At 37.0% G+C, this 22,635-nt stretch carries 13 protein-coding genes; 11 read left to right on the forward strand and 2 right to left on the reverse strand.

Annotation, left to right across the window (positions count from 1 at the left end):
- Positions 1 to 68 precede the first annotated feature (68 nt).
- Genes mglA through AC0KSB_RS14775 form a run of 6 tightly spaced genes read left to right on the forward strand, consistent with a single transcriptional unit; the run spans position 69 to position 8,128 of the window.
- On the forward strand, positions 69 to 1,571 hold the full coding sequence (mglA, locus tag AC0KSB_RS14750) for a galactose/methyl galactoside ABC transporter ATP-binding protein MglA (RefSeq protein WP_472310519.1): 1,503 nt from the start codon (positions 69 to 71) through the stop codon (positions 1,569 to 1,571).
- Between the two features lie 24 nt (positions 1,572 to 1,595).
- On the forward strand, positions 1,596 to 2,618 hold the full coding sequence (mglC, locus tag AC0KSB_RS14755) for a galactose/methyl galactoside ABC transporter permease MglC (protein WP_472310520.1): 1,023 nt from the start codon (positions 1,596 to 1,598) through the stop codon (positions 2,616 to 2,618).
- Between the two features lie 15 nt (positions 2,619 to 2,633).
- Entirely contained in the window at positions 2,634 to 4,256 is a 1,623-nt protein-coding gene (locus tag AC0KSB_RS14760) for a response regulator (protein WP_472310521.1), read from the forward strand.
- Positions 4,237 to 6,051 carry a sensor histidine kinase gene (locus tag AC0KSB_RS14765; protein WP_472310522.1) on the forward strand — a complete coding sequence of 605 codons (1,815 nt, stop codon included), beginning with the start codon at positions 4,237 to 4,239 and terminating at the stop codon, positions 6,049 to 6,051. The genes AC0KSB_RS14760 and AC0KSB_RS14765 overlap by 20 nt, the downstream gene beginning before the upstream one ends.
- The gene (locus AC0KSB_RS14770; protein ID WP_472310523.1) at positions 6,051 to 7,016 is read left to right on the forward strand and encodes a substrate-binding domain-containing protein; all 966 of its coding nucleotides are present in this window, start codon (positions 6,051 to 6,053) and stop codon (positions 7,014 to 7,016) included. Before AC0KSB_RS14765 ends, AC0KSB_RS14770 begins: the two co-directional genes overlap by 1 nt.
- A 53-nt stretch (positions 7,017 to 7,069) precedes the next feature.
- Positions 7,070 to 8,128, forward strand: coding sequence for a galactose ABC transporter substrate-binding protein (locus AC0KSB_RS14775; RefSeq protein ID WP_472310524.1), 1,059 nt, complete (start codon positions 7,070 to 7,072; stop codon positions 8,126 to 8,128).
- A 184-nt stretch (positions 8,129 to 8,312) separates the two neighbouring features.
- Here the strand turns inward: AC0KSB_RS14775 and AC0KSB_RS14780 are convergent, their stop codons facing one another.
- The gene (locus tag AC0KSB_RS14780) at positions 8,313 to 11,957 is read right to left on the reverse strand and encodes a glycoside hydrolase family 3 protein (protein ID WP_472310525.1); all 3,645 of its coding nucleotides are present in this window, start codon (positions 11,955 to 11,957) and stop codon (positions 8,313 to 8,315) included.
- Positions 11,958 to 12,266: 309 nt separating this feature from the next.
- On the opposite strand from AC0KSB_RS14780, the gene AC0KSB_RS14785 reads away from it, so the two are divergent.
- Complete coding sequence (locus tag AC0KSB_RS14785) at positions 12,267 to 14,741, forward strand: preprotein translocase subunit SecA (protein WP_472310526.1); 2,475 nt, start codon at positions 12,267 to 12,269, stop codon at positions 14,739 to 14,741.
- On the opposite strand, the gene AC0KSB_RS14790 is transcribed toward AC0KSB_RS14785, so the two are convergent.
- Positions 14,710 to 15,360 (reverse strand): zinc dependent phospholipase C family protein, encoded by a 651-nt coding sequence (locus AC0KSB_RS14790; RefSeq protein WP_472310527.1) that lies wholly within the window; start codon positions 15,358 to 15,360, stop codon positions 14,710 to 14,712. The two genes, AC0KSB_RS14785 and AC0KSB_RS14790, sit on opposite strands and share 32 nt — an antisense overlap.
- Positions 15,361 to 15,688: 328 nt before the next feature.
- On the opposite strand from AC0KSB_RS14790, the gene AC0KSB_RS14795 reads away from it, so the two are divergent.
- From AC0KSB_RS14795 to AC0KSB_RS14810, 4 genes are read left to right on the forward strand one after another with little or no spacing between them, the layout of a single operon-like run.
- Positions 15,689 to 17,176 carry a Wadjet anti-phage system protein JetA family protein gene (locus tag AC0KSB_RS14795; protein ID WP_472310528.1) on the forward strand — a complete coding sequence of 496 codons (1,488 nt, stop codon included), beginning with the start codon at positions 15,689 to 15,691 and terminating at the stop codon, positions 17,174 to 17,176.
- Positions 17,166 to 17,849 (forward strand): DUF4194 domain-containing protein, encoded by a 684-nt coding sequence (locus tag AC0KSB_RS14800; protein WP_472310529.1) that lies wholly within the window; start codon positions 17,166 to 17,168, stop codon positions 17,847 to 17,849. The genes AC0KSB_RS14795 and AC0KSB_RS14800 overlap by 11 nt, the downstream gene beginning before the upstream one ends.
- 23 nt (positions 17,850 to 17,872) lie before the next feature.
- A complete protein-coding gene (locus AC0KSB_RS14805; RefSeq protein WP_472310530.1) occupies positions 17,873 to 21,292 on the forward strand; it encodes an ATP-binding protein in 3,420 nt (1,139 codons plus the stop codon).
- A gap of 10 nt (positions 21,293 to 21,302) precedes the next feature.
- Positions 21,303 to 22,634 carry a Wadjet anti-phage system protein JetD domain-containing protein gene (locus AC0KSB_RS14810; RefSeq protein WP_472310531.1) on the forward strand — a complete coding sequence of 444 codons (1,332 nt, stop codon included), beginning with the start codon at positions 21,303 to 21,305 and terminating at the stop codon, positions 22,632 to 22,634.
- The last annotated feature ends 1 nt before the right edge of the window (position 22,635 follow it).

The following is a 22,635-nucleotide window of genomic DNA, read 5'->3' on the forward strand; positions in this document are numbered from 1 at the left end:
AAGAGAACCGCACAATGTTAATATTTATCATTGTGCGGTTCATATCAAGTGTGAAAGTGGTGAAGCAAATGACTTCAGAGAAGAAATATCTTCTCGAAATGACACATATCAGTAAAACTTTTCCCGGAGTTAAGGCACTAGATGATGTCAAACTGCAGGTCAGACCGGGTACCGTACATGCTCTTATGGGAGAGAATGGAGCCGGCAAGTCAACGCTGATGAAATGTCTTTTTGGAATTTATAAAATGGATTCCGGCGAGATAAAAATAAATAACGAACCAATTCAATTTGATAACCCTAGACAAGCGCTTGACTACGGTGTTTCAATGGTGCATCAGGAATTAAATCAGGTGCTTCAGCGCAGTGTCATGGATAATATTTGGCTTGGCAGATATCCTGCCAAAGGGCCTATGATAGATCATCAGAAAATGTACAATGACACGATGGCAATTTTTGAAGACCTGGAGATAAAAGTATCGCCAAGGGATAAAATAGGCAAATTATCTGTGTCACAAAGGCAAATGGTAGAGATATCTAAAGCTGTTTCATATCATGCCAAAATTCTGGTTCTAGACGAACCAACATCTTCTTTGACAGAACAAGAAGTTCAGCATCTGTTCAGAATTATAAACAGACTGCGTGAACAGGGCTGCTCGATAATTTATATATCTCATAAAATGGAAGAAATATTGCAAATATCGGATGACGTAACAGTTATGAGAGATGGTAAGTGGATTGATACTCTGTCGGCTTCTGAGCTCACAACAGATAAAATAATTAAATTGATGGTGGGTCGCGATCTTACCAATAGGTTTCCACCTAAAAACCATACAACTGGTGAAGTTATTCTTGAAATAAAAAATCTTACTGGATTGTATCAACCATCGGTAAAAAACGTATCCTTTGAAGTGCGAAAAGGCGAGGTTATGGGTGTTGCAGGACTTGTTGGTTCGAGACGTACAGAACTCCTTGAGACTATATTTGGCACAGCACAAAAAAGTGAAGGTGAAATTTATCTCAATGGCAAGCTGGTAAAAAACAAAAATTCGCGTACGGCAATCAAAAACGGTTTTGCACTTCTCACAGAGGAAAGAAGATCTACCGGTATTTTTGCCGGTTTGAGTGTAAGATTCAATGCCATGATTGCGAATATTGATAAATATTGCCGATTTGGTGTTTTAAATAATAAAAAAATTCAAGAAGATGCAAAGTGGGTAATTGACAGTATGAAAGTCAAAACCCCAAAACAAAAAACTCTTATCAGATCTTTGTCTGGAGGAAATCAGCAGAAAGTAATTATAGGCCGCTGGTTATTAACGGATCCAGACGTCCTGTTACTTGATGAACCGACCAGAGGAATAGATGTTGGTGCTAAGTATGAAATATATCAATTAATTCAAAATCTGGCCCAAAAAGGCAAGAGTATTATTGTTGTATCTTCTGAAATGCCTGAATTGCTTGGCATAACCGATCGTATTCTGGTTATGTCCAATGGGCGGGTTGCCGGAATTACCGATACGCCTGAACTTGATCAGGAAGAAATAATGCGGCAGGCCGCAATGTATGTATAAAAATATTATACAAGGAGAAGATAAATGAAAAACACAAAAATCAAAAAAATAAATTTGAGTGATTTTTTACTTAATTATTCACTTTATATTGTTTTGGGAATTATGATACTGATTGTTATAATTATGCGTCCTGATTTCCTATCGATAAATAATTTTACTCTTATTCTTAGTCAGGCTTCAACCAGAGCAATTCTTGCATTAGGTGTAGCAGGGTTGATTGTATTACAGGGAACGGATCTATCGGTTGGCCGTGTTCTGGGCTTGACTGCTGCTGTTTCTGCTTCTCTCTTGCAGTCAACAACATATGCTTCAAGAATGTATCCTAATTTGCCTGCTCTGCCACTGATACTTCCTTTTATTGTGGCAATTGGCATCGGTGCCTGTTTTGGTGCTATTAATGGTTTTGGTGTTGCTAAACTTAAGGTACACGCATTTATTATCACTCTAGGTACACAATTAATTGCTTATGGAATAAATTGTATATATATTGATAGACCACCAAGAGGTGCTCAACCAATAGGTTCTTTAGATAGTAGATATACTAATTTTGTTTTAGGTCATTTTAGTATAGGCAGCATAAAAATACCTTATTTGATTTTATATGCAACTGTTGTAGCCATTTTAATGTGGTTCATCTGGAATAAAACAAAATTAGGTAAGAATATGTTTGCGATCGGTGGTAATCCTGAAGCTGCAGCGGTTTCAGGTGTAAGTGTTGCGAAAAACATGATGATAATATTTATTATGTCAGGAGTTCTTTATGGTATCGGAGGCTTTCTTGAAGCTGCACGTATCGGATCTGCCACAAGTAATACCGGACTTAACTATGAGCTTGATGCAATTGCCGCCTGTGTTGTTGGAGGTGTTTCTTTTACCGGTGGTGTAGGAACAATACCAGGTGTAATAATTGGTACTGTTATTTTGCAGTTTATAAATTACGGCCTTACATATATAGGAGTAAGTCCATATTATCAGTATATTATTAAGGGCTTAATTATTATTCTTGCTGTTTCACTTGATGTTAGAAAATACCAGGTAAGAAAATAAAACAGGAGAAATCTGATGGCATATTACAGAATCTTGATTGTAGATGATGAAGAAGAAGTCAGACAAGGGATTATTGATAGAATTGATTGGGATGCATTGAATTTTGAAGTGGTAGGTGCGGCAGAAAATGGTCAGGAAGCTTTAGAGATGGCAGAAAACCTTCAGCCGGATCTGATTCTGACAGATATTAAGATGCCGTTTATGGATGGACTTACTTTATGTAGTTTGATTACCGAAAAAATGCCCCAGATCAAACTTATTATTTTTACTGGATTCGATGATTTTGAATATGCAAAACAAGCTATACAGCTAAATGTTGTAGAGTACATACTTAAACCTGTTAATGCAAATGAGCTTATGCAGGTATTATGCAGAGTTAAAGAAAATCTTGACCAAGATTACAGTGATCGCTGTAATATTGAACATTTAAGACAGTACTATCAAAAAAGCATACCGATTCTCAGGCAGCAGTTTTTAATCAGTCTGCTTGAGGGTCGGGTTGCTCCTGATAGAATTAGCGAGCAAGTAAATGAATTTAATCTGAGTTTAAATGCTAAATGTTATCATGTTGCAGTACTCCAAGCAGAATACTATTCAGAAAACAGTAATTTTTCTGCAGACTTTGAACCTCAATTATTATTGGTAAAAACAAAAGCTCTTGTTGAGCAAAGGCTTGAATCCTTTTGCGACAATAACTGTTTTTTATATGAAGACAGAATTATAATTTTATTCAAAAACCAGACGGAAAATCAGGCAGTCTTTTTTACTGCCATGTTAAATGATCTTTGCCGTGCCATAAGATTAAAAGATAAAGTAATTGTTACGGCAGGCATAGGCACAGAGTGCCAATCGCTTACAGACTTATCATTTTCTTACAAAGGAGCACTTTCTGCTCTCAATTACAGGCTCATTCTCGGATCGGGAAAAGCAATCTATATCAAGGATGTTGAATCTGACTATAGTGCTGATTTAGAGTTGAATAGTCAGGATGAGCAAGAATTAATTAATGCGATAAAATTTGGCAGTTCAAAAGAAATAAATCAAGTTGTTGGCAAAATGGTAGAAAATATGACCTTCAGTTTTTTGCCAATTAAAAATTATCAAATTTATTATATGGAGATCATTGCAACATTATTAAAAGCTGCTAGAGCATATTCTCTATCTCAGGATCATATTTTTGATAATGAATTGCCTTTTTATAATAGTGTGAATGATTTTGAGTCGCTTGAAGAAATAAAATGGTTTATAACCGAATTAAGTCTTAGAATAAGTAACCTTATTAGCAATCAGAGGAAAGATTATTCAAAACTTTTGGTCGAAAGGGCAAAGCAGTACATTTCTGAAAATTTTGCCAACAGTAAATTGACTGTAGATGATTTGTGTGAATATCTCCATATAAGCGCTACATATCTCTCTGTTAATTTTAAAAAAGAAATGGGTATGAGCTTCGTTCAATACCTGACTAAAATTCGACTTGAAGAAGCTGTTTATTTACTCAACAATACTGATTATAAGACTTATATAATAGCGGAAAAAGTTGGATATTCAGAAGCAAATTATTTTAGTTATGTTTTCAAGAGACACTATGGTGTAACTCCATCAAAATACAGGAGCAAGCATGTTCAGAAATTGTGTTGATGGAAGATTAAAACGACAGCTTACAAATATTATAAAAAAAAGACGGCACTGGAGTTTTCAGATGGTGCTGTCTTTGTCGTTTACTGTCATAGCTATTTTTGCAATGCTTTTTGTTGGCTTGTCTTTATATTTTCAATTTACTGATACATCCAGAAGAATGGTTGAAGAAGATAATAGAAGAGTAATAGATCAGGTAAATTTAAATCTAGACTGGTATCTAAGAAATTTAATGCGTATATCGGATACCATGTACTACAATGTTATAAAAAATCATGATATTTCAGACGATGCATTGAACATTCCTCTGAATCTTCTTTATGAGAGCAGCAGAGAGCCTTTGGTAAGCATAGCTCTTTTTGATCAGGAAGGAAACCTTATTGCCTCATCTCCGTATTCAAAACTGAAGCCAGAGTTACAGATAACCAGACAAAACTGGTACAGACAGGCGATATATAAAATCGAAGATTTTGCTTTTACAGGTCCTCATGTACAAAATATTTTTGCCGACCCTGATGACCGTTATAGGTGGGTTATATCCTTAAGTAGATATGTAGAACTGACTGAAAACGGATCGGTTAAACACGGTGTTTTACTTGTTGATATGAATTACAGCATGATAGAACAAATTTGCAGAAATGTTAATCTTGGTGAATCGGGATATATGTATCTTATCAGCAATGAAGGGGAGCTTATTTACCATCCTAGATCTCATTTGCTAATGGAAAACATTGAAAAAGAAAATAATTATCAGGCCGCAACTTATGAAGATGGAAGTCATTTCGAAGTATTTAACAATCAGCAGCGTCTCGTTACAGTAAAAACAGCTGGCTATACGGGGTGGAAACTGATCGGGGTGACCCCTATGGAATCTGTTACGGCCGATTACAGACAGGTATCAATGCTCGCAATAATAAGCATGTTTTTTGCAGCTGTTTTGCTGGCTGGAACTAATGCATTTGTTTCAAAAAAAATTGCGAACCCAATTAAAAAACTGGAAAACAGTGTAAGAAAACTGGAGAATGGGGAGAAAGAAATAGTTATACCTATCAGTGGATCGCATGAGGTAAGGCATTTAGGACAGGCAATAGAAGCTATGGTTGACCAAATGCACAAACTGATGGATGAAATAATTATTGAGCAGGAAGCAAAGAAAAAAAGTGAGCTTGATGCCCTGCAGTCTCAAATTAATCCTCATTTTCTTTATAATACACTGGATTCAATTATCTGGATGATTGAAAACAGAAAATACGAAGGTTCGATTATTATGGTCTCAGCTATGGCAAGATTATTCAGAATAAGTATTAGTAGAGGGCAAAATGTGATTACTGTTGCAAATGAGCTTGAACATGCCAGAAGTTATCTGATAATTCAACAGACAAGATATAAGAATCGTTTTACATTTAATATTACAGCCGATCCCGAAGTATATAATCTCGCAGTTATAAAACTAATCGTACAGCCTTTGATTGAAAACAGTATCTATCATGGCATGGAATTTATGAGTGGTGACGGAGAAATAGATGTTAAGGCTTATTTAAGCAATGGGAATCTTTGTATAGATGTCACTGATAATGGTCTTGGCATTCCTGATGAAGATCTTAAAAATCTGCTGACTGATCAAACAAGAGAAAGAGGTAAAGGCTCAGGTATCGGTCTGGCAAATGTAAATGAAAGGATTCAGTTGTATTTTGGTTCTGAATATGGATTAAGCATTATTAGTGAACCTGATATAGGAACAACTATTAAGCTAAAAATGCCACAGATTAAATACACGGACTGGAAGGAGAAAAAATAATGACGTCAAAGAAATTACCTTACGTTATTTTGCTTACGATTCTAGTTTCATTAATAATTTGTATTTGGGCTATTAAAAATCGTGATAATCAAGACTTTTATGAAATTTCTGTGATTATAAGGGGTAATAATCATGAAACATGGAGTGCTGTCAGATCAGGTATGGAACAGGCAGCCAGAGAATTAAATGTCGATCTTAGTTTTGTTGCGCTATCAATTGAAAACGATCCTCAAGAACAAGTCGGCTTAATAGAAAGAGAATTATATTATGGAGCAGATGCACTTATAATAGCACCGGCAGACAGCACTTATCTACTACCAACCCTTTTGAAGCCGGAGGTAATTATTCCGATTGTTACTATAGAATCTCCTCTAGAAAATGATTTAGCCGTTTGTCATATTTCAGCTGATAATTGCTTGATGGGAGAACAATTGGCGACGGCTATAAACATAAATCATCCTGGAGCTAAAATAATTCTGCTTAGCAATAATTCCGAATCTCTTAGTTTCAGACAAAGAGAAGTTGGGCTGGTAAGAGCTCTTAGCAATGCCGGTTTTATGCTGGAAATATGGCCGGTAGATAAAGATACATCAAAAGCAGATATTTATTTGAGACAAAGACTTTCTATTTTCAAGAGTCTGGACAAAAATAATATAATGGTTGCTTTGGATGCGTCTATGCTTGAGATTGCAGTCCAAGCTTTATCAGATGCAAATATGCAAGATCAGATTAAACTTTACGGGATAGGAACAAGCACTAAAATAGCATCTTATTTAGATAAAGGTCATATACAGTCGACGGTTGTTCAAAATGATTATAGTATGGGATATCTTGCGGTAAGCTGTGCAATAGAAGCTTTAAATAAACAAAAAGTATCTGACTATACTTTAAAATCTGTTCTTATAGATTCAGAAAATATGTACAGCAAAGATAATCAGCTGCTGGTCTTTCCACTTGTAAAATAAAGCAGTTATAAATTTTAAGTTAACAGAGCAAAATTATAAGGGAGGAGTTCTTTATGAAAAAAACAGTTTCTGTTTTAATACTGACTGTTCAATTGGCTTTATTGGCAACCGGCTGCAGTTTGCTTAGTCTGAATAGTTCAGACCCATTACCAGAAGATAAACCAGATAGAATCAAAATCGGAGTAGCTTTATATAAGCAAGACGATACTTTTATTTCTGCGATCATGTCTTCAATGGAAAAATATGTTAAGGAAAAAGAAGATGTAGAACAAATTAAAATAAGTATGAATATTGCAGATGCAGGGGGGTCTCAATCTTTGCAAAATGATCAGGTAAATGATTATATAACTCAGAAATACGACGTGCTTTGCATTAATATAGTTGATAGAACTGCAGCTGCACAATTGATTGATAAAGCAAAATCTGCGAATATACCGATAGTTTTCTTTAACAGACAACCAGTAGAAAAAGACATAGAGCGTTGGGATAAAGTTTATTATGTTGGAGGATTAGCAAAAGAATCCGGTATAATGCAGGCCCAGATTTTAATGGATTTGCTTGCGAAAGATTATTCTCTGGTGGATAAGAATAATGATGGCATAATTCAATATGTTATGCTGGAGGGAGAGCAGGGTCATCAAGACGCTCTTTTAAGAACTGAATATGCAATAACTACATTAACAGACAAGGGTTACAATTTAGAAAAGATCGCCAATGCTTCCGCTAATTGGCAGAGAGCACAGGCAAGCGCTAAAATGACACAATGGATCAATGAATATAAAGATAAAATAGAAGTGGTTTTTGCAAATAATGATGATATGGCTCTTGGAGCAATTGACGCCTATAAAGAATTAAACATGAGTGATATACCGGTCATTATTGGTGTCGATGCTACGATAGAAGCACTAAAAGCGATGAAAGATGGCTATCTTGAAGGAACGGTTGTTAATGACACAAATGTACAGGCAAAAGCGATTTTTGATTTATCATTTTCTTTGGCTCTCGGAAATCAGAAAACAGACTCGTCTATGCAAAATAAATTTATAGATGGTCAATATGTTTGGTTGCCATATAGAAAAGCGAATATAAATGATCTTGTAGATATTGAATAACTTTTTACTAAATATTTGCTAAGTAACTAAAGAATAAAGATGTTCCTCGAAACATTAGCTTACAAGAGCTTCTCGAGATATTGGTATTGCTGAAAAGGGGCTGTCTCTCAAGTTCTTACGAACTATTTTGAGACAGCCCTTTTAGTGATAGTTACGAGTTAATGTACATGGTAATAATCAAAACTTATTTGTTGAAGTTTTCGACTGCAGTCATCTTCTGCTTGCGAACTACATATAGCTTGTAGCCCAAAGATATCATCAGAAGTGTTCCCAGTAATATCAGGTATATATTAGACGTGCTGTTTTCACCTGTTTTTACTATTTCGCCTGGTGCCGGCACACTTTCTGCTGCTGCTATTTCCATAATTGCAAAAGTTGAGAAGCTGTCGGTAATAAATGTAATCATACCGTCTTTTACTGTTGCTTTTAAGATTTCTACCACCCCGTTTGATTTGATATGTGCCACTGCTATTCTGGCAGGATCAAATCCTTCAGGTACGGGCATTGTGATGCTTACTGTCTTACCATCTATAGGTTGTACCGAAGCCCCTGATGCTGTTATTGCCTGAATGTCAAGTAATAACAATTGCTCTATACCGCTGATCGCTGAATTAAGCTTTGCTATCGCTGATCTGCCTTCTTCACTGTCATTGCTTATTTTGCGGATTTTTAGAGTTACATCTTCACTGAATGCATCATTGTCCATTTTGGCAACTGCCTGTAATCCATCCTCTGTGTCTACTACCATTGCTACTTCGTTTTCGCCAATTTCCTGAGTAGGAGACGATGTTGAAGGAGTAGTAGGCTGTGTTGTAGTCTCGGTTGGAGTAGTAGGCTTAGTTGTAGGATCAGTTGGTTTTGTTGTTTCTGTAGGATCTGTTGTTTCTGTAGGATCTGTAGGTTTTGTTGGTTCTGTAGGTTTTGTTGGTTCTGTAGGTTTTGAGGGTTCCGTTGTTGCTGAAGTTACGGCACTTTTGCTAACAGCCAGGAAAGTATCCATTGAATAACCAGCACTATATGCTGCCACTTCAACTCCCGCAAATTTTTCCCATGAACTTGATTCGAGAATGACGTTTAATATAGCAATTGCACTTTTTTGCACATCACCACGTGTTATGTATTCGTCAGATGTCATTTCGCCTTCGTAAGTAATATAACCAGTGTCTGTATCGACGTTAAATACATATTTAGCATCAAGGTATTCTGCTACGGAAGAATAGTTATTAGGGTTATAATTACCACCGGTAAAATCAGAATTTACTACCGGGACAAAATCTCCCCATTTTTCAGTATATGTAGTTCCTCCCCATATTCCTGCTACAGCACTGATTACAACTCTGCCGTTTTCGTCAAATGTTGGATCAACAATTTCTACACCATCTACGATAGCTGCAACGTTTTCTGGGCTTCCTGGCATTATTAGATCATTTCCGGCGTGCATTGTTAAGCACACATCTGCACGAGTGAGCCAGTCAGTCATTACTAATCCGTCAAAGCCCCATTCTCCACGGAGAATATCGGTGTTCAGATCATAGTTTGCAGCTGCATATGTTCCGTTAATTAAGTTATAGGAAGTCATTATTGCCATAGGCCTAGATGCTTTGACAGCTATTTCAAAACCTTTGAGATAGATTTCGCGAAGCGCACGTTCTGAAACTACGCTATCAGAAGTGTTACGATCTGTTTCCTGATTGTTAGCCGCAAAGTGTTTTAAAGTAACACCAATACCTGGATGTGATTGAACACCGAGTGTTGCGGCAGCTGCGGAAACTCCTGTTACGAGAGGATCTTCTGAATAATATTCAAAGTTACGTCCGCAAAGAGGGTTACGATGAATGTTTAAAGCAGGAGCCAGCCAGATTGTGACGCCAAACTCTATCATTTCTTCACCTACTGCTTTGCCAACTTCTTCTATCAATTCTGTATCCCAACTCATGGCCAGCAATGTGCCTATTGGGAATGCTGTGGCAAATTGATAATATGTTGCAAGTTCTCCGTCTGTGTTTTTGCCTTCGAATTCCTGAGTAAGTCTTAATCCTGCTGGACCATCAGCCAGAATCATATTAGGAATACCATATGTTTCTTCGTATTCTAGTGTTGTTTCACCAGCTGCTCCAGGGGCTGAAATTGACCCAGCTCCAACAACAGGTGTATTTACAGGACCAAAGAAACCTGCCATTCCAATACCATTAGCAATAGTTGCTAATTCTTCAGTAGACATTTGAGCAATGAATTCTTGTATAGTAACATCTCCATTGTAGACATCTAGAAGTAAAGATCCGGTTTTATTTGCGACCTCTTCAATAACTTCATAGGAAATGCCACTAGGTTCATAGACAGAACCTTCTTGAATATAGGTTGTTACTTCCTCACTATCATATATGGAAGCATTATTTACTGTTGCTATAGAAGAAGCAGATAAATTGATTATGGTCGCTGCTGCTATTTGTGAAGATTCTGCAGCATAACTATATGGTCTCACAGAACCTTTGCTAATTTCATTAATTGTTCTTACAGGCACAAGCTGATTGCTGAGTTGTTCAACAACTTTGGTTGAATTGAGCTTAATTATGGCTTCAACTTCAGTATTTCTTGAGCTGTTTCCGACTCTTATGATATAGTCGCCGCCTTCCATTACATAAGCCGCACTATTTTCGCTGTAAGATGCCATATCTGTAGTTGAATAGCTAATGGTAAGTGTTTGTTTGTGACCTGGTTTAATCAAATCAGTTTTACCAAAAGCAACTAATTCCTGATATGGTTTTTCGATCAATCCATCAGGGGCAGAATAATAAATTTGAACTACTTCTTTACCTGCTGTGTCACCGGTATTCTCAACTGTAACTTTTACTGTTACTTTCTCTGCATTTGCTTCGATATTATCTACTGTAATATCAAAATCTGTATATGATAAACCATATCCAAATTCATAAGCAGGATTTACATTAAAGGTATCAAAATAACGATATCCAACATATATTCCTTCTTCATAGAATTCGTTCAAGGAATCTCCATCATGCTTTGCAAATGTTGCTGAAGACGGATAGTCGTTGTAATTAACTGCCCAGGTATCAACCAGCTTTCCTGAAAAATTAACTTCGCCTGTTAAAACATCGATTAAGGCTCGGCCGCCCTCCATACCTGCCTGAGACATTAGTACAAGCGCATCAATACCAGTTATTTCTTTAAAGAATTTTGTATCAATAACACCACCTACATTAAGAACAACGATAACATCGTCAAAATTTCTGGTAAGTTTTCTGATATTTTCATATTCTACATCGGTAAGATAGTAGTCACCAGCAGTTGCTGTTCTGTCATCAAATTCACCGGAGTTTCTGCCAATAACATAAATAGCTGTATCAGCAGCAGCGGCATTTTCTATATTTGAATTTGTTATTGCTGGTTCAGGAAGTTCATAAACTGCTCCGAACATACCGCCTGGATTAGCTGCCGCACCTGCATTATAGGCTACAATATAATCATCTATCCAGTCTTGGGAAGTGATATTATAACCAGCTTCTTCAAAGGCCTCATAGACCGTTACGATGTCTCTTTGATTTACGTCTCCTGAACCTGTTCCACCTTTAACTGTTTTTACTACACCTCGACCATAAAGTGCTACTGTATCAGTAGACATAGGAAGAGCACTTCCATTGTCTTCCAGTAGGACCATCCCCTGGGTTGCGGCATAACGTGATAAAGCACTATTCCTGATTTCTCTTTCACTGACCTCATTACTGGTTGTAGTAGCCGATACTGCTGCCACTGAGCCGATCAATAAAACGCTCGCCAGTAAGACCGATAGACCTTTTTTGATTCTTAGCATAATATCCTCCTTATTGGAAACTGTTTTAAGCTGATTTTAGGCTTCTGTTAATGATTACGATACCTCCTGTTTTGATATAGCCATCTGGTCAGCTTTGTACATAATTAACAATAAGAAAGTTCTTAAATTGGTTACAGATAATATTCTGCACAGTTCTAGCAAAATCAGACACAAATAAATGTCTAAAATTATGATTGCTTTTGCGTTTTATGCTGTGAAATTTACACATGGTTTCGTCTGCACATTGTAAAGGTTTGATATAATGAGTTCACGTCAACATATTTCATGCAAACAAACAAAGGAGCAAAAATGTCATTTTCTGAACGCAGACAAGCAGAACATAACCTTAAGGCATACAAAAAACTTATTGCCAAAAGCAGGCGGTACGATTATGTGGATGCAAATTCTGAAAATATAAATACACGTATTACTGAATTGAGAGAACAGGTTATTGCTGAGCAGTCAAAAACACAAAATAATCAGATAAGTATAAATAAAGACATTATTGCAGAATCTTTCGCCATTGTTACGGCCGTTGTTAAACAAACTTTTGGCTGGGATGTTTTTGAAAGTCAGTTGTTGGCTGCAGCGGCTATGCAGAGAGGTAGAATCATAGAGCTTGATACAGGTGAAGGCAAGACCCTGGTTGCTGTTTTCGTAGCTTTTTTGCGTTATCTTGCCGGGCAAAATGTACATGTCCTAACTTTCAATGATTATCTGGCAGAGCGTGATGCTAACTGGATGAAACCTTTATATGATCGTCTTGGTATGAAATCAGCTTATATTAAACAAAGCACCGATAAGGAAGTCAGAAGACAGGCATATAAGTCTGATGTTCTTTATATAACGGCAAAAGAGGCAGGTTTCGATTTTTTGCGAGGATTTTTAATTGGCAGGAAGGAGGATCTTATTCAGACAGACTTCGGTTGTGCGATTGTAGATGAAGCTGATTCTATTCTTATTGATGAGGCTAGAATACCACTGGTACTGGCTTCTGCCGAAAGCGGTACGGGAACTATGGATCCGGCGTTATTCAGCTTGGTAAAAAAAATGAGAAGTGGAATGCATTTTCGGACAGATAAACGCGCACAACAAGTTCTGCTTACGGAAAAAGGTCAGCTTTGGCTGGAAAAATGTCTGGGCATTGAAAACATTTATGAATCAGATAATTCGGGATATGTTTTCCAAATAAGAAATATGCTGCAGGCACTGCACATTCTTCGTAAAGATATAGATTATATTATTAGAGATGAAAAAATTGAGCTGGTAGATGAATTTACCGGCAGAGTAATTAAGGACAGGCAATTACCAGAAGGGCTGCATGAAGCTGTTGAACTAAAAGAAGGACTGACAACCAAAGGAGGCGGCAATATTCTTAACAGAATAACACTCCGTGATTTCCTTGGTCTTTATCCGTTCATGTGTGGTATGACGGGAACCGCAGTATCATCTGCACGTGAATTTAGATTGTTTTTTGATTTAGGAGTTACCAGAATACCACCACATATACCTTGCTGCAGGATCGATCATCCTGATCTGATTTATACAGGAATAAAAGAAAAGGAACAAGCGCTTTTAAAAGAAATCCAAGATAGGCATCAGATAGGCCAACCGATACTTATAGGTACCGCTAGTGTGGAAGAGTCTGAGCGCTTGGCCAAAAAAGTAAAAGAACTAGGGTTAAAATGCGAAGTTCTAAATGCAAGACATGATGATATAGAAGCAGAAATAATTGCGCGCGCTGGCTGTATAGGAGCCATCACTATATCCACCAATATGGCAGGCAGAGGAGTAGATATTATTCCAGAAGATAAAAATGGATCAGGGCTGTATGTCATAGGTACAAATAAACATCGTAGCGTTCGTATTGATAAGCAGCTTCGTGGCCGTGCAGGCAGGCAAGGAGACCCCGGTGAAAGCAAGTTTTTTCTTTCGTTGGAAGATGATCTGATAGAAAGATATAGAATTCGCAGTGTTTTGCCACCGGAGTTCAAGGATATAAAAACTGATCAGCCAATTACAGATAAAAGAGTTCAGCTGGCGATAGATCATACACAAAGAGTAGTAGAAGGTCAGCTTTTTCAGCAGCGTCAGAACCTGTTGCGTTATGCTATGTTGGTCGAAGAACAACGACAGATTATTTATAAACTGCATTATGACATTTTGACAGGCGCTAAAAAACTAACGATCTGGCAGGATATACTTGGTCAGGAAGAGACAGAAGGTCTGGATAATATAGAAGGTCTGGATAATACAGAGGATATTGCAAAGCAAGAAAGCATTGTAAATCAAGAGAGCCAAGATAAAGCAGCCTTGTCAAATCAGCAGAGAATTCAAAGACTAAACAGTTTAATGGCTGAGATAACATCAGAAGAACTGGAAAAAACCCAGCAGCAGGCCGGAGCAATGATACTTGGACTATGCTGGGCAGATTATCTTGAATTTGTCGATCAGCTGCTTGATCATATTTCATTGATGAAAAACGGTCCTACTGATTCCCTGACCATTTTCAATCGACAAATTATTGAGGCATATACACATTTGCTGGATGAATTTGAAGCCAAGCATATAGCTTTAATTGACTCGCTTGAAGTGAAGGATGGTAAAATTGACCTTCATGCAGCCGGTCTTGGTAATCCACCTTCTACAAGGTCTTATCTAATAGATGATGGCAGCGACTCCCTTGACAAAATTCTAGGTATCAGCGATATGGTTGCCGCTGCAGCCAATCCTGGTTTCTTTCTGTTATCTCTCACACAGCGCTGGAATAAAAAGCAGGAATAGTTTCAATATCAGTGATTTGATCCACCTGAGTTTCTGCCAGAATATAACTGCAGACACTGCAGGCGTTTAAGAAGGCCATTTCCAGATCATCACCACTACAGTTTAGATAGGTCTGCTGATTTTCAAGGATAAACTCCTTCATCTTATCATGGCAAAAGATTGAGCTGCAATGTTTGGCTGTTTTATTGCTAAAGTATTTGTTTGCAAATATTTCGTCAGTTTGATCAAATAAGTCTCGAAGAATATTCTGCCCAGATAATTTTTTATAAGAAAACTTAAGGTATTGGGCTACTTCATAGAAAAAATGCTTTAAATGCTTAGTATATTTTGCTTCATCTGCATGATACAGGCAAAAATAGTCGCAAATGAGGTGACATATCTCCCCGTAAAGTACAGAACGTGCTTCATCAGTGATCTCGTCAGACATAATCAGTAGAGACTTTGCTTTAACTTTATCTAGAGTACAGGTAGATGTATGGGGTGATTTTTCGCCAACAAACATCAGATCTGGCTTGATATTACCATATATAAATAACTGTTCTTCGATTCCTGTATCATATCCGGCAAAAATCTCCTGATAGATAGCTTTTGCCAGTTCAATATGCATGAAAAAGAGCATTCTTTTTCCCCCTACCAGAATAATATAAGTACCCTCTACCTTAATCGTTTTTTTACTCTTATAAATTATTAAAAAATCTACAGTCCTAAATGTTTTGTTTGACTTCACACTTAAATATTTAACATGCTCGGATTTTTGAGACCATCACAATATTGTTAATTTTTGGTTTTAGTTGTGAAAATTATCAGATCTAAACTTCAGGATGCTACAGGTCGTATGTAAAAATATGTGGTTAAGTTGAATGAATAATATATCAAGATATCATAATAAATTTCTGAACGTATAGATTGACTTGCTCCCTACAGCTGTGGTGATATAATACACAGTTATGAAGCTTTTTGAAATTGTACCAGCTGAGTTTTTTCGTTTGCTGACTGGCAGTAACAGGGAAGTCTATGTTGAATCCCTGCTTATTTTGCACGATGTTTTTAAGCAGTCCATGCATATTCAAAGAGAGGAATATCTGACCAGACTAACAGAGATGCTGGTCGAATTGGAAGTGTTCCTGGAAGAAGATGTGGAAGAAGGAAGCGATGTGGTTGGCACAACAAATGAAAATCAAAGAGCCAATGAAACTACTCTTTCATCTGTTCAATCTATAAATTCAGATAAAGAACAGTCCTGGTCTTCAATGGCACACTATATATTAAGAAGACTGATACAGACCGGATGGGTTGAACAGGAAACCAGACCAAATAGTTTTGAGATACTTTTAACTTTGCCGCAATATACAATTGATATGCTTAAGCTTATTCAGAATATTACCAGTCAGGATACACAGGCTTATAAAAATTTTGCTTTTGCTACATACTCAGCGCTAAAAACTTTAATTGATGAAGACGCCGCCGAATATCGTCTGGCAGCTTTTTCTTCTGCCCGTGAAAATTCGAATAACTTGATGACTGCTCTTAAATCCCTTTTGAACAATATCCGCAGATATCACCGGATGCTGGGAGAACTGATCAGTGCAAATGATATTTTGCAGGGGCATTTTGAAGGATATCATATACTTGTAAATGAGCGTATTTTCCATCCGATGGTTACACGTGACTCAGTATTACGTTTCAAGCAACCTGTACTTAGCATCATAAGCAAAGTGATGGAATCTGATGATATATTAGAGCAGATTGCGGTTCAGGCAGTCGCAGAAAAAAGTTATTCTGACGTTGATACGGCTATTATTGCAATATTACCTGAACTTCAGGAGATGGCAGATATATTTGACAGTATTGATGAGGTAATGACAGAAATTCAGTTAAAAAATCACAGCTATACTAAAGCTTCCACAGATAAGCTTATATATCTGTTGAATCAGGATCGTAGCATAAAAGAGCAACTGGCAAAAATTATCATGAACTATGGTAGTTTAAGCAGTGATGCAAGACAAGATCTCGCTGATAATATTGCTATTTTCAAACAGGCGACAGTTGATGATAAGTCTATTTATGCCCGCAGCAGCCGCAAAATACGGTCACAGGAAGAGCCTGTTAAAACTAAGCCTGTTATTATAAAAGAAGACGATTTAACAGATTTCATTAACAGCACCAGTAATCGTTACAGCCATGCCCATGTTATGAAGTTTGTTCATGACTGTTTTGGTGCAGCAGATATTTTTGATAGTCGTGACCTAAATCTTCAAAGTGATGATCAATTTGTTATGCTGCTTTTGGCAGCCCTCAAAGATGGAGACAAGGGTTTGTTTTATAATGTAGAATATCTTTCGGACAATATTAGTTATGATAGATACACTTATCCTCATATGCGTTTTATAAAAAAAGAAATTTTGGAAGCAGGTGTTAAGAATCGTGATAAATGAAATGTGGCTTGAAACATATGATAAAATGCCTTCTTCTGATAGGAATCAAATGATTCGTTGTACAAATCAATTGCTTGCCAGAACATATCTTTTGAGTGAGTCCTATGATGATTCTGCCGGCATGATGAAGAGCAATAGTGATTACAGACTGATTGATCGATATTTCAACTGGCTTCATGACTATCTTGAGTTATCTGGTTGGAATTTGGTGAAAGATCGTGCGCTTGGAGTCATTTATGTAGAGAGTATTTATAATTATAATCGCCAGCCTTTAAATAGTGTAACAACTATGATTCTTCTTACACTGAAGCTTTTATATGATGAGGAACGGGAAAAGCTTACTTTGCAAAATGCCGTTAGCATCACTACATCACAGGTAGTAGACAGACTGATTCATTTTAATGCGGTTAAACGTAAACCTTCAGATAAAGATCTAACAGAATCGCTAAGGCTTTTGAGTAGATACAATATTATCCAGAGGCTCAGTGGAGAATGGGCTTCTGCGGATTGTCAGTTTCTAATTATGCCAAGTGTTTCGCTTCTTTTGTCTGGGGACGCTATAGGCCGTATTTATAAAAGCCTTGAAGATGAAAATAGTAGTGATATTAGTGATAATAATTATGCTGACGATGAGATGGAAATTGATGATCTTTTTATCGATTCAGAAGAATAAAAATTAAAACGGAGGGACAGGCCTTGAAAAAACTGACCAGAATGCTGCTGATAAACTGGCATTATTACACTGTGGAGTGGATTAATTTTGAGAATATAAATTTCCTTACTGGTAAAACAGGTGCAGGCAAGTCTACTCTGATAGATGCTATGCAGATTGTATTATTAGGTGATACAAACGGACAGCATTTCTTTAACAAGGCAGCCAATGATCGTTCCCGCCGTAGTCTTAAAGGATACTTGCGTGGAGAATATGGTGATGATGGGGGCAGTGGATATTTATATTTGCGTAATCAGCCGTTTTCAACCTATATAGCTTGTGAGTTTCACGATACAGTCAAGCAAAAATATCTGACCATAGGGGTAGTTTTTGACTGCAATTATACAGCAACAGATGAAAGTTGTTTTTTTATAGTCAAAGATAAAATTCCAGATAAAGGTTATATCAGAGAAGATATAGCGCTTGAAATCCGTGAACTAAAGCAATACCTGCGGCAAAATTATAAACGTGATAGTTTCGATATTTGTACAACAGCACGTGAATATCGCAGTAAATTGACAGGTAATCTTGGCGGGTTTAAACCAGAACGTTATTTTACCTTGATGAAAAAAGCTGTTTCTTTTACCCCTATTATAGATATTGAAGAATTTATTACCGAACACATCTGCGATAGCCGCAGACCGCCAGATCTTTCTGGAATGCAGGATAATTTGCGTCAATATAGACGTCTGGAACAGGAAGCGGAGCAAATGCGGGCAAGAATTGAAGACCTGAACAAAATTCAAGAATTATTCAAATTGTTGCAACAGGAAATTGGCAAAAGAAAACTCTATCGTTTTCTGATTGATCGCTGCGAATTGGAAAATGCAATTAATTTTTTGCGAGGAATTGATAATGAGCTTGCAGATGCAACGAAAAAACTTGACGAGAGTATTCGAAGAGAACAGGAGTTAAGTAATAAACAAGAAAAATTGCAAACTGAATATGATAGTCTTGTTGAACAAAGAGGCCAGAATGATATCTATCAGCAGCAACAAAGTTTGCAGAAAATCCGTGAGCAGCTTGAAAAACAGATAGAAAAATATGAAGAGTCTTTGTCTGCCATGATCAATCAGCTTAATATTTACGGTTTGAGTTGGCGCAAAGCTGTTGATGAAACAAAGAGTGTTCTGAAAAAAGCAGAGAATATTTTTGCCGAGTTGCCACCGGCACTAATAGATATGCAAAATTCATTGCCTGGACTTAAAGATCAATCAGAATTTTTATTAAATATTCGCCAGATATCTCAGGATCTTCTTAGTTCGGAGAGTTTTGAGGATTTTAGAAAAATCGGTGATTCTTTCCGTTCCCGACAAACTTTGATGCGAAGCGAGCTTCTAAAGGAAAAGCAAGAAGCTCTACAGGAATTTGAAGATTGCGAGGATAGAATATCTGATCTTGAGCAAAATATAAAATACTTTAATCCTAGGATAACCAGATTCAGGCAGGAGCTGGAGCAGCATCTTTTGGCTGTGGCTGGCAAAAAAGTTGAGGTAGGAATACTGGCTGATTTGATTGAAATTACTGATCAGCGCTGGGTTAATGTAATTGAAGGTTATCTGCATCGGCAGAAACAGTTTATTCTGGTTGAAAGTGAATGGTATGAAGAGGCTATTGCTTTTTATGATAAAAATAGACACAAAAATCAGTATTACGATGTCAGCTTGATTGACGGTCAGAAGGTTCTGGCAAGTAATCCACGAAGATTGAAGGGCAGCCTTGCGGAAGAGGTAACTACAGATAATCGTGAGGCCGGAGCCTATATAGACTTCTTGTTAGGTAGTGTTATTAAATGCGATACAGTAGCAGCGCTTAGATTACATGATCGAGCTGTAACCGACAGTGGTTTGTTATATCAGAGTTATGTTGTCAGTTCAATCAACCCAAGACTCTGGGCAGATCACCTTATCGGCAAAAAATCTATTCAGCAGCAATTAGTCAAGCTAAGAAATCTTTTGCCGGATTTAAGGAAAAAGCATGTTGCAATTAAGTCGCTTTCTGATGATTTTGCAAATTTGCCGGATATAGCTGTCATGAGTGAAAATGAAATTGCTGACAGGCTGGAACTGCTGAATGAAAGCCAGATTCTACCTGATCTCAGGCAAAAAAAGAATGAAACTGTTGAGCAGCTATCCAGACTTGATTTATCCTGGATAATAGAACTAAATGCTCGTATAGAAAAAATTAAGCAGGAATTGCGTGAGGGGACTGAAAACCTTCGTAAGGCCAGTGCCTCCACAGGGGCATTGAACAATAAGAAAGAAGAGCTTCTGGAAAACAAAAAACCGGAGGCACAAAAGAAACTATTAAATACACAGCAAATGATAAAAGACAAATATGAACGAGGGTTCAGAGAAGGCGAAGGTGAGTTGAGATTCCAAAGTGAGCTTAGCGAAAAAAGTAGCGCTGACAGGGTTTCTTCTTCTTATCGTTCGCAGTTGGGAATTCGTGAAAGCGCAGTCATTTCTTGTGAAAGAGAACTCACCAATGCACGCTCGCTTTATAATCAAAATCATAACTATACTTTTGATGTTGCAGCTGCAACTAATGAGCGTTATGACCGGCAGTTTGACGAATTGAGTCAGCAGAAGCTGCCGGAATATAAAGAAAAAATAGAAGCTGCAAAAAATATGGCTTATGAGCAATTTGCTAACCAGTTCCTTGCAGAGATGAAAGCCAGTATTAACGATGTTAGAACAAGAATAAATGAATTAAACCGAGCGCTTAGGGATAATCGTTTCGGGACAGAGCGTTTTAGTTTTCAAATAACGGAGAATCAAGATTATAAGCGCTTTTATGATATGATCAATGACCCAATGCTGATGGAAGGATATTCTCTCACATCCCAGCTTTTTCTTGATAAGCATGGGGCTGCTATCGATGAACTTTTCTCTAGAATTGTTGATACGGGTGCCGATATGAGTAATGATGAGAGACAGGAACTGGAACGAAATATACGCCTTTTTACCAATTATAAAACATATTTGCGTTTTGATATGATATCTACTGATGAAAATGACAATAAACAAAGGTTATCAAGAACTCTTCTGAAAAAATCCGGTGGCGAGACCCAGACTCCCTTTTATATAGCGATGCTTGCTTCTTTTGCCCAGCTTTATCACATAAATGACAAAAAATGGAATTGCAGCCGTCTGATCATTTTTGACGAGGCTTTTAGTAAAATGGATGGAGAGAGAATCAGAGAAAGTATTCAACTGCTTAAGCAAACTGGTTTTCAGTGCATAATATCTGCACCTCCAGAAAAAATAGGAGATATTGCACCTCAAGTGGATCGCAATATCGCTGTTATAAAAAGAGGATTATCCTCTTTTACCAGAAGTTTTGCTGCACAACAGCTTGTTCAGGCCTATGCAGAATCTGACGATCTGCACGACGATCTTTAATGGTGAAAATATGTCAAAAGAAAGAAATTTAAATGTAGATTTTCTTGAGAGAAAAATGATTGAAAAGTTGATTGTAAAATACGAGAAAAGCAGCCATTATCTTAATTTTGGTGCTTCTTCAAGACGAATTATGTTGCGTCTAGGAGCTGATTCTAAAGATTTCAATTACTACAATATCGAAGATTATGAGCAAAAACAGGCAATTCATCAGTCTGTTATGCGGTTGACAGAGGCTTCTTTGATTAATTATGAATGGGAACGCTTCAATCAAGGGAATGTACTGAAAAATATCTGGCTAAATCTTGAAAATATCGATGCAGCTTATAAGCGTATAGGGCATGTACCAAAACAAGAAATAGTTTCTCTGCTAGTTAAAGAACTTTCCTCCCTGCTTATCGAATTTGATGAAAAAAAAGAAAAAACGTCAGATATTACTCCTGAATTAGCTGAGATAAGATCATGGCTGATTCCGGCGCTTAATGAGCAGATTGGGACTATGCAAAAAAATGGCAAAATCCCGGCTCTTCTTGGTTCTGATTATGATGTTGCCAAAGATTTGATAGTTGTTTTTAGACTTTTGCTCAAAGATAGTTTTAAGCCCTTGCAGATTAGAGTTTTCAGTTTAATATGCTTTAACGATTCAAAATATTTTGAGCAGAAAATGAAAAGCAGAATAACTTCATTTTTACGACGTTATCATCCTCAATTAAATAATCTTGATGATAATAAGAAACTTGCAGATGACGATGTTCTGGCACTGATAGGAATTAGAAAAAATCCGGAGATTCTTGAGTTTAGAGGGTCTGTCAGACTCTATATAAATGGCTCTTTAATAGATTTTTCTTCTTTGAGTGCAGGTGCTTGTTTTAAGACAGACAACTTTGATTTGTTGCAAAAAATAGAGATAGAGAATATTAAGAAGATAATTTTTATTGAAAACAGGACATCTTATGAAATTCAATTAAGCAAAGAACAAGACAATAGCGAACTGATAATATATCATGGCGGTTTTCACAGTCTCAAAAAACGTCGATTCCTGCAAATGTTGACTGAAGCTGCAAATCAGCAGGTAGAGATATATCACTGGGGAGATATAGACCTAGGAGGATTTAAGATATTTCTTCAGATAAAAAACAATATTTCGACCAAAGTAAAGCCTTGGCTGATGGACAGCGAAACTCTTCTTAAATATAAAAAAAAGGCAGGGTCTTTTGATGAAAATTACAGACAAAAACTTCAAAAAGCTCTGGAAGATCAGTACTATGTCTGTTTTCATGATGTGATTAGAACAATGTTAGAATATAATATCAGGCTTGAACAGGAAGCCATTTCTATTGATTAAA

Source organism: Ercella succinigenes (assembly GCF_900002895.1).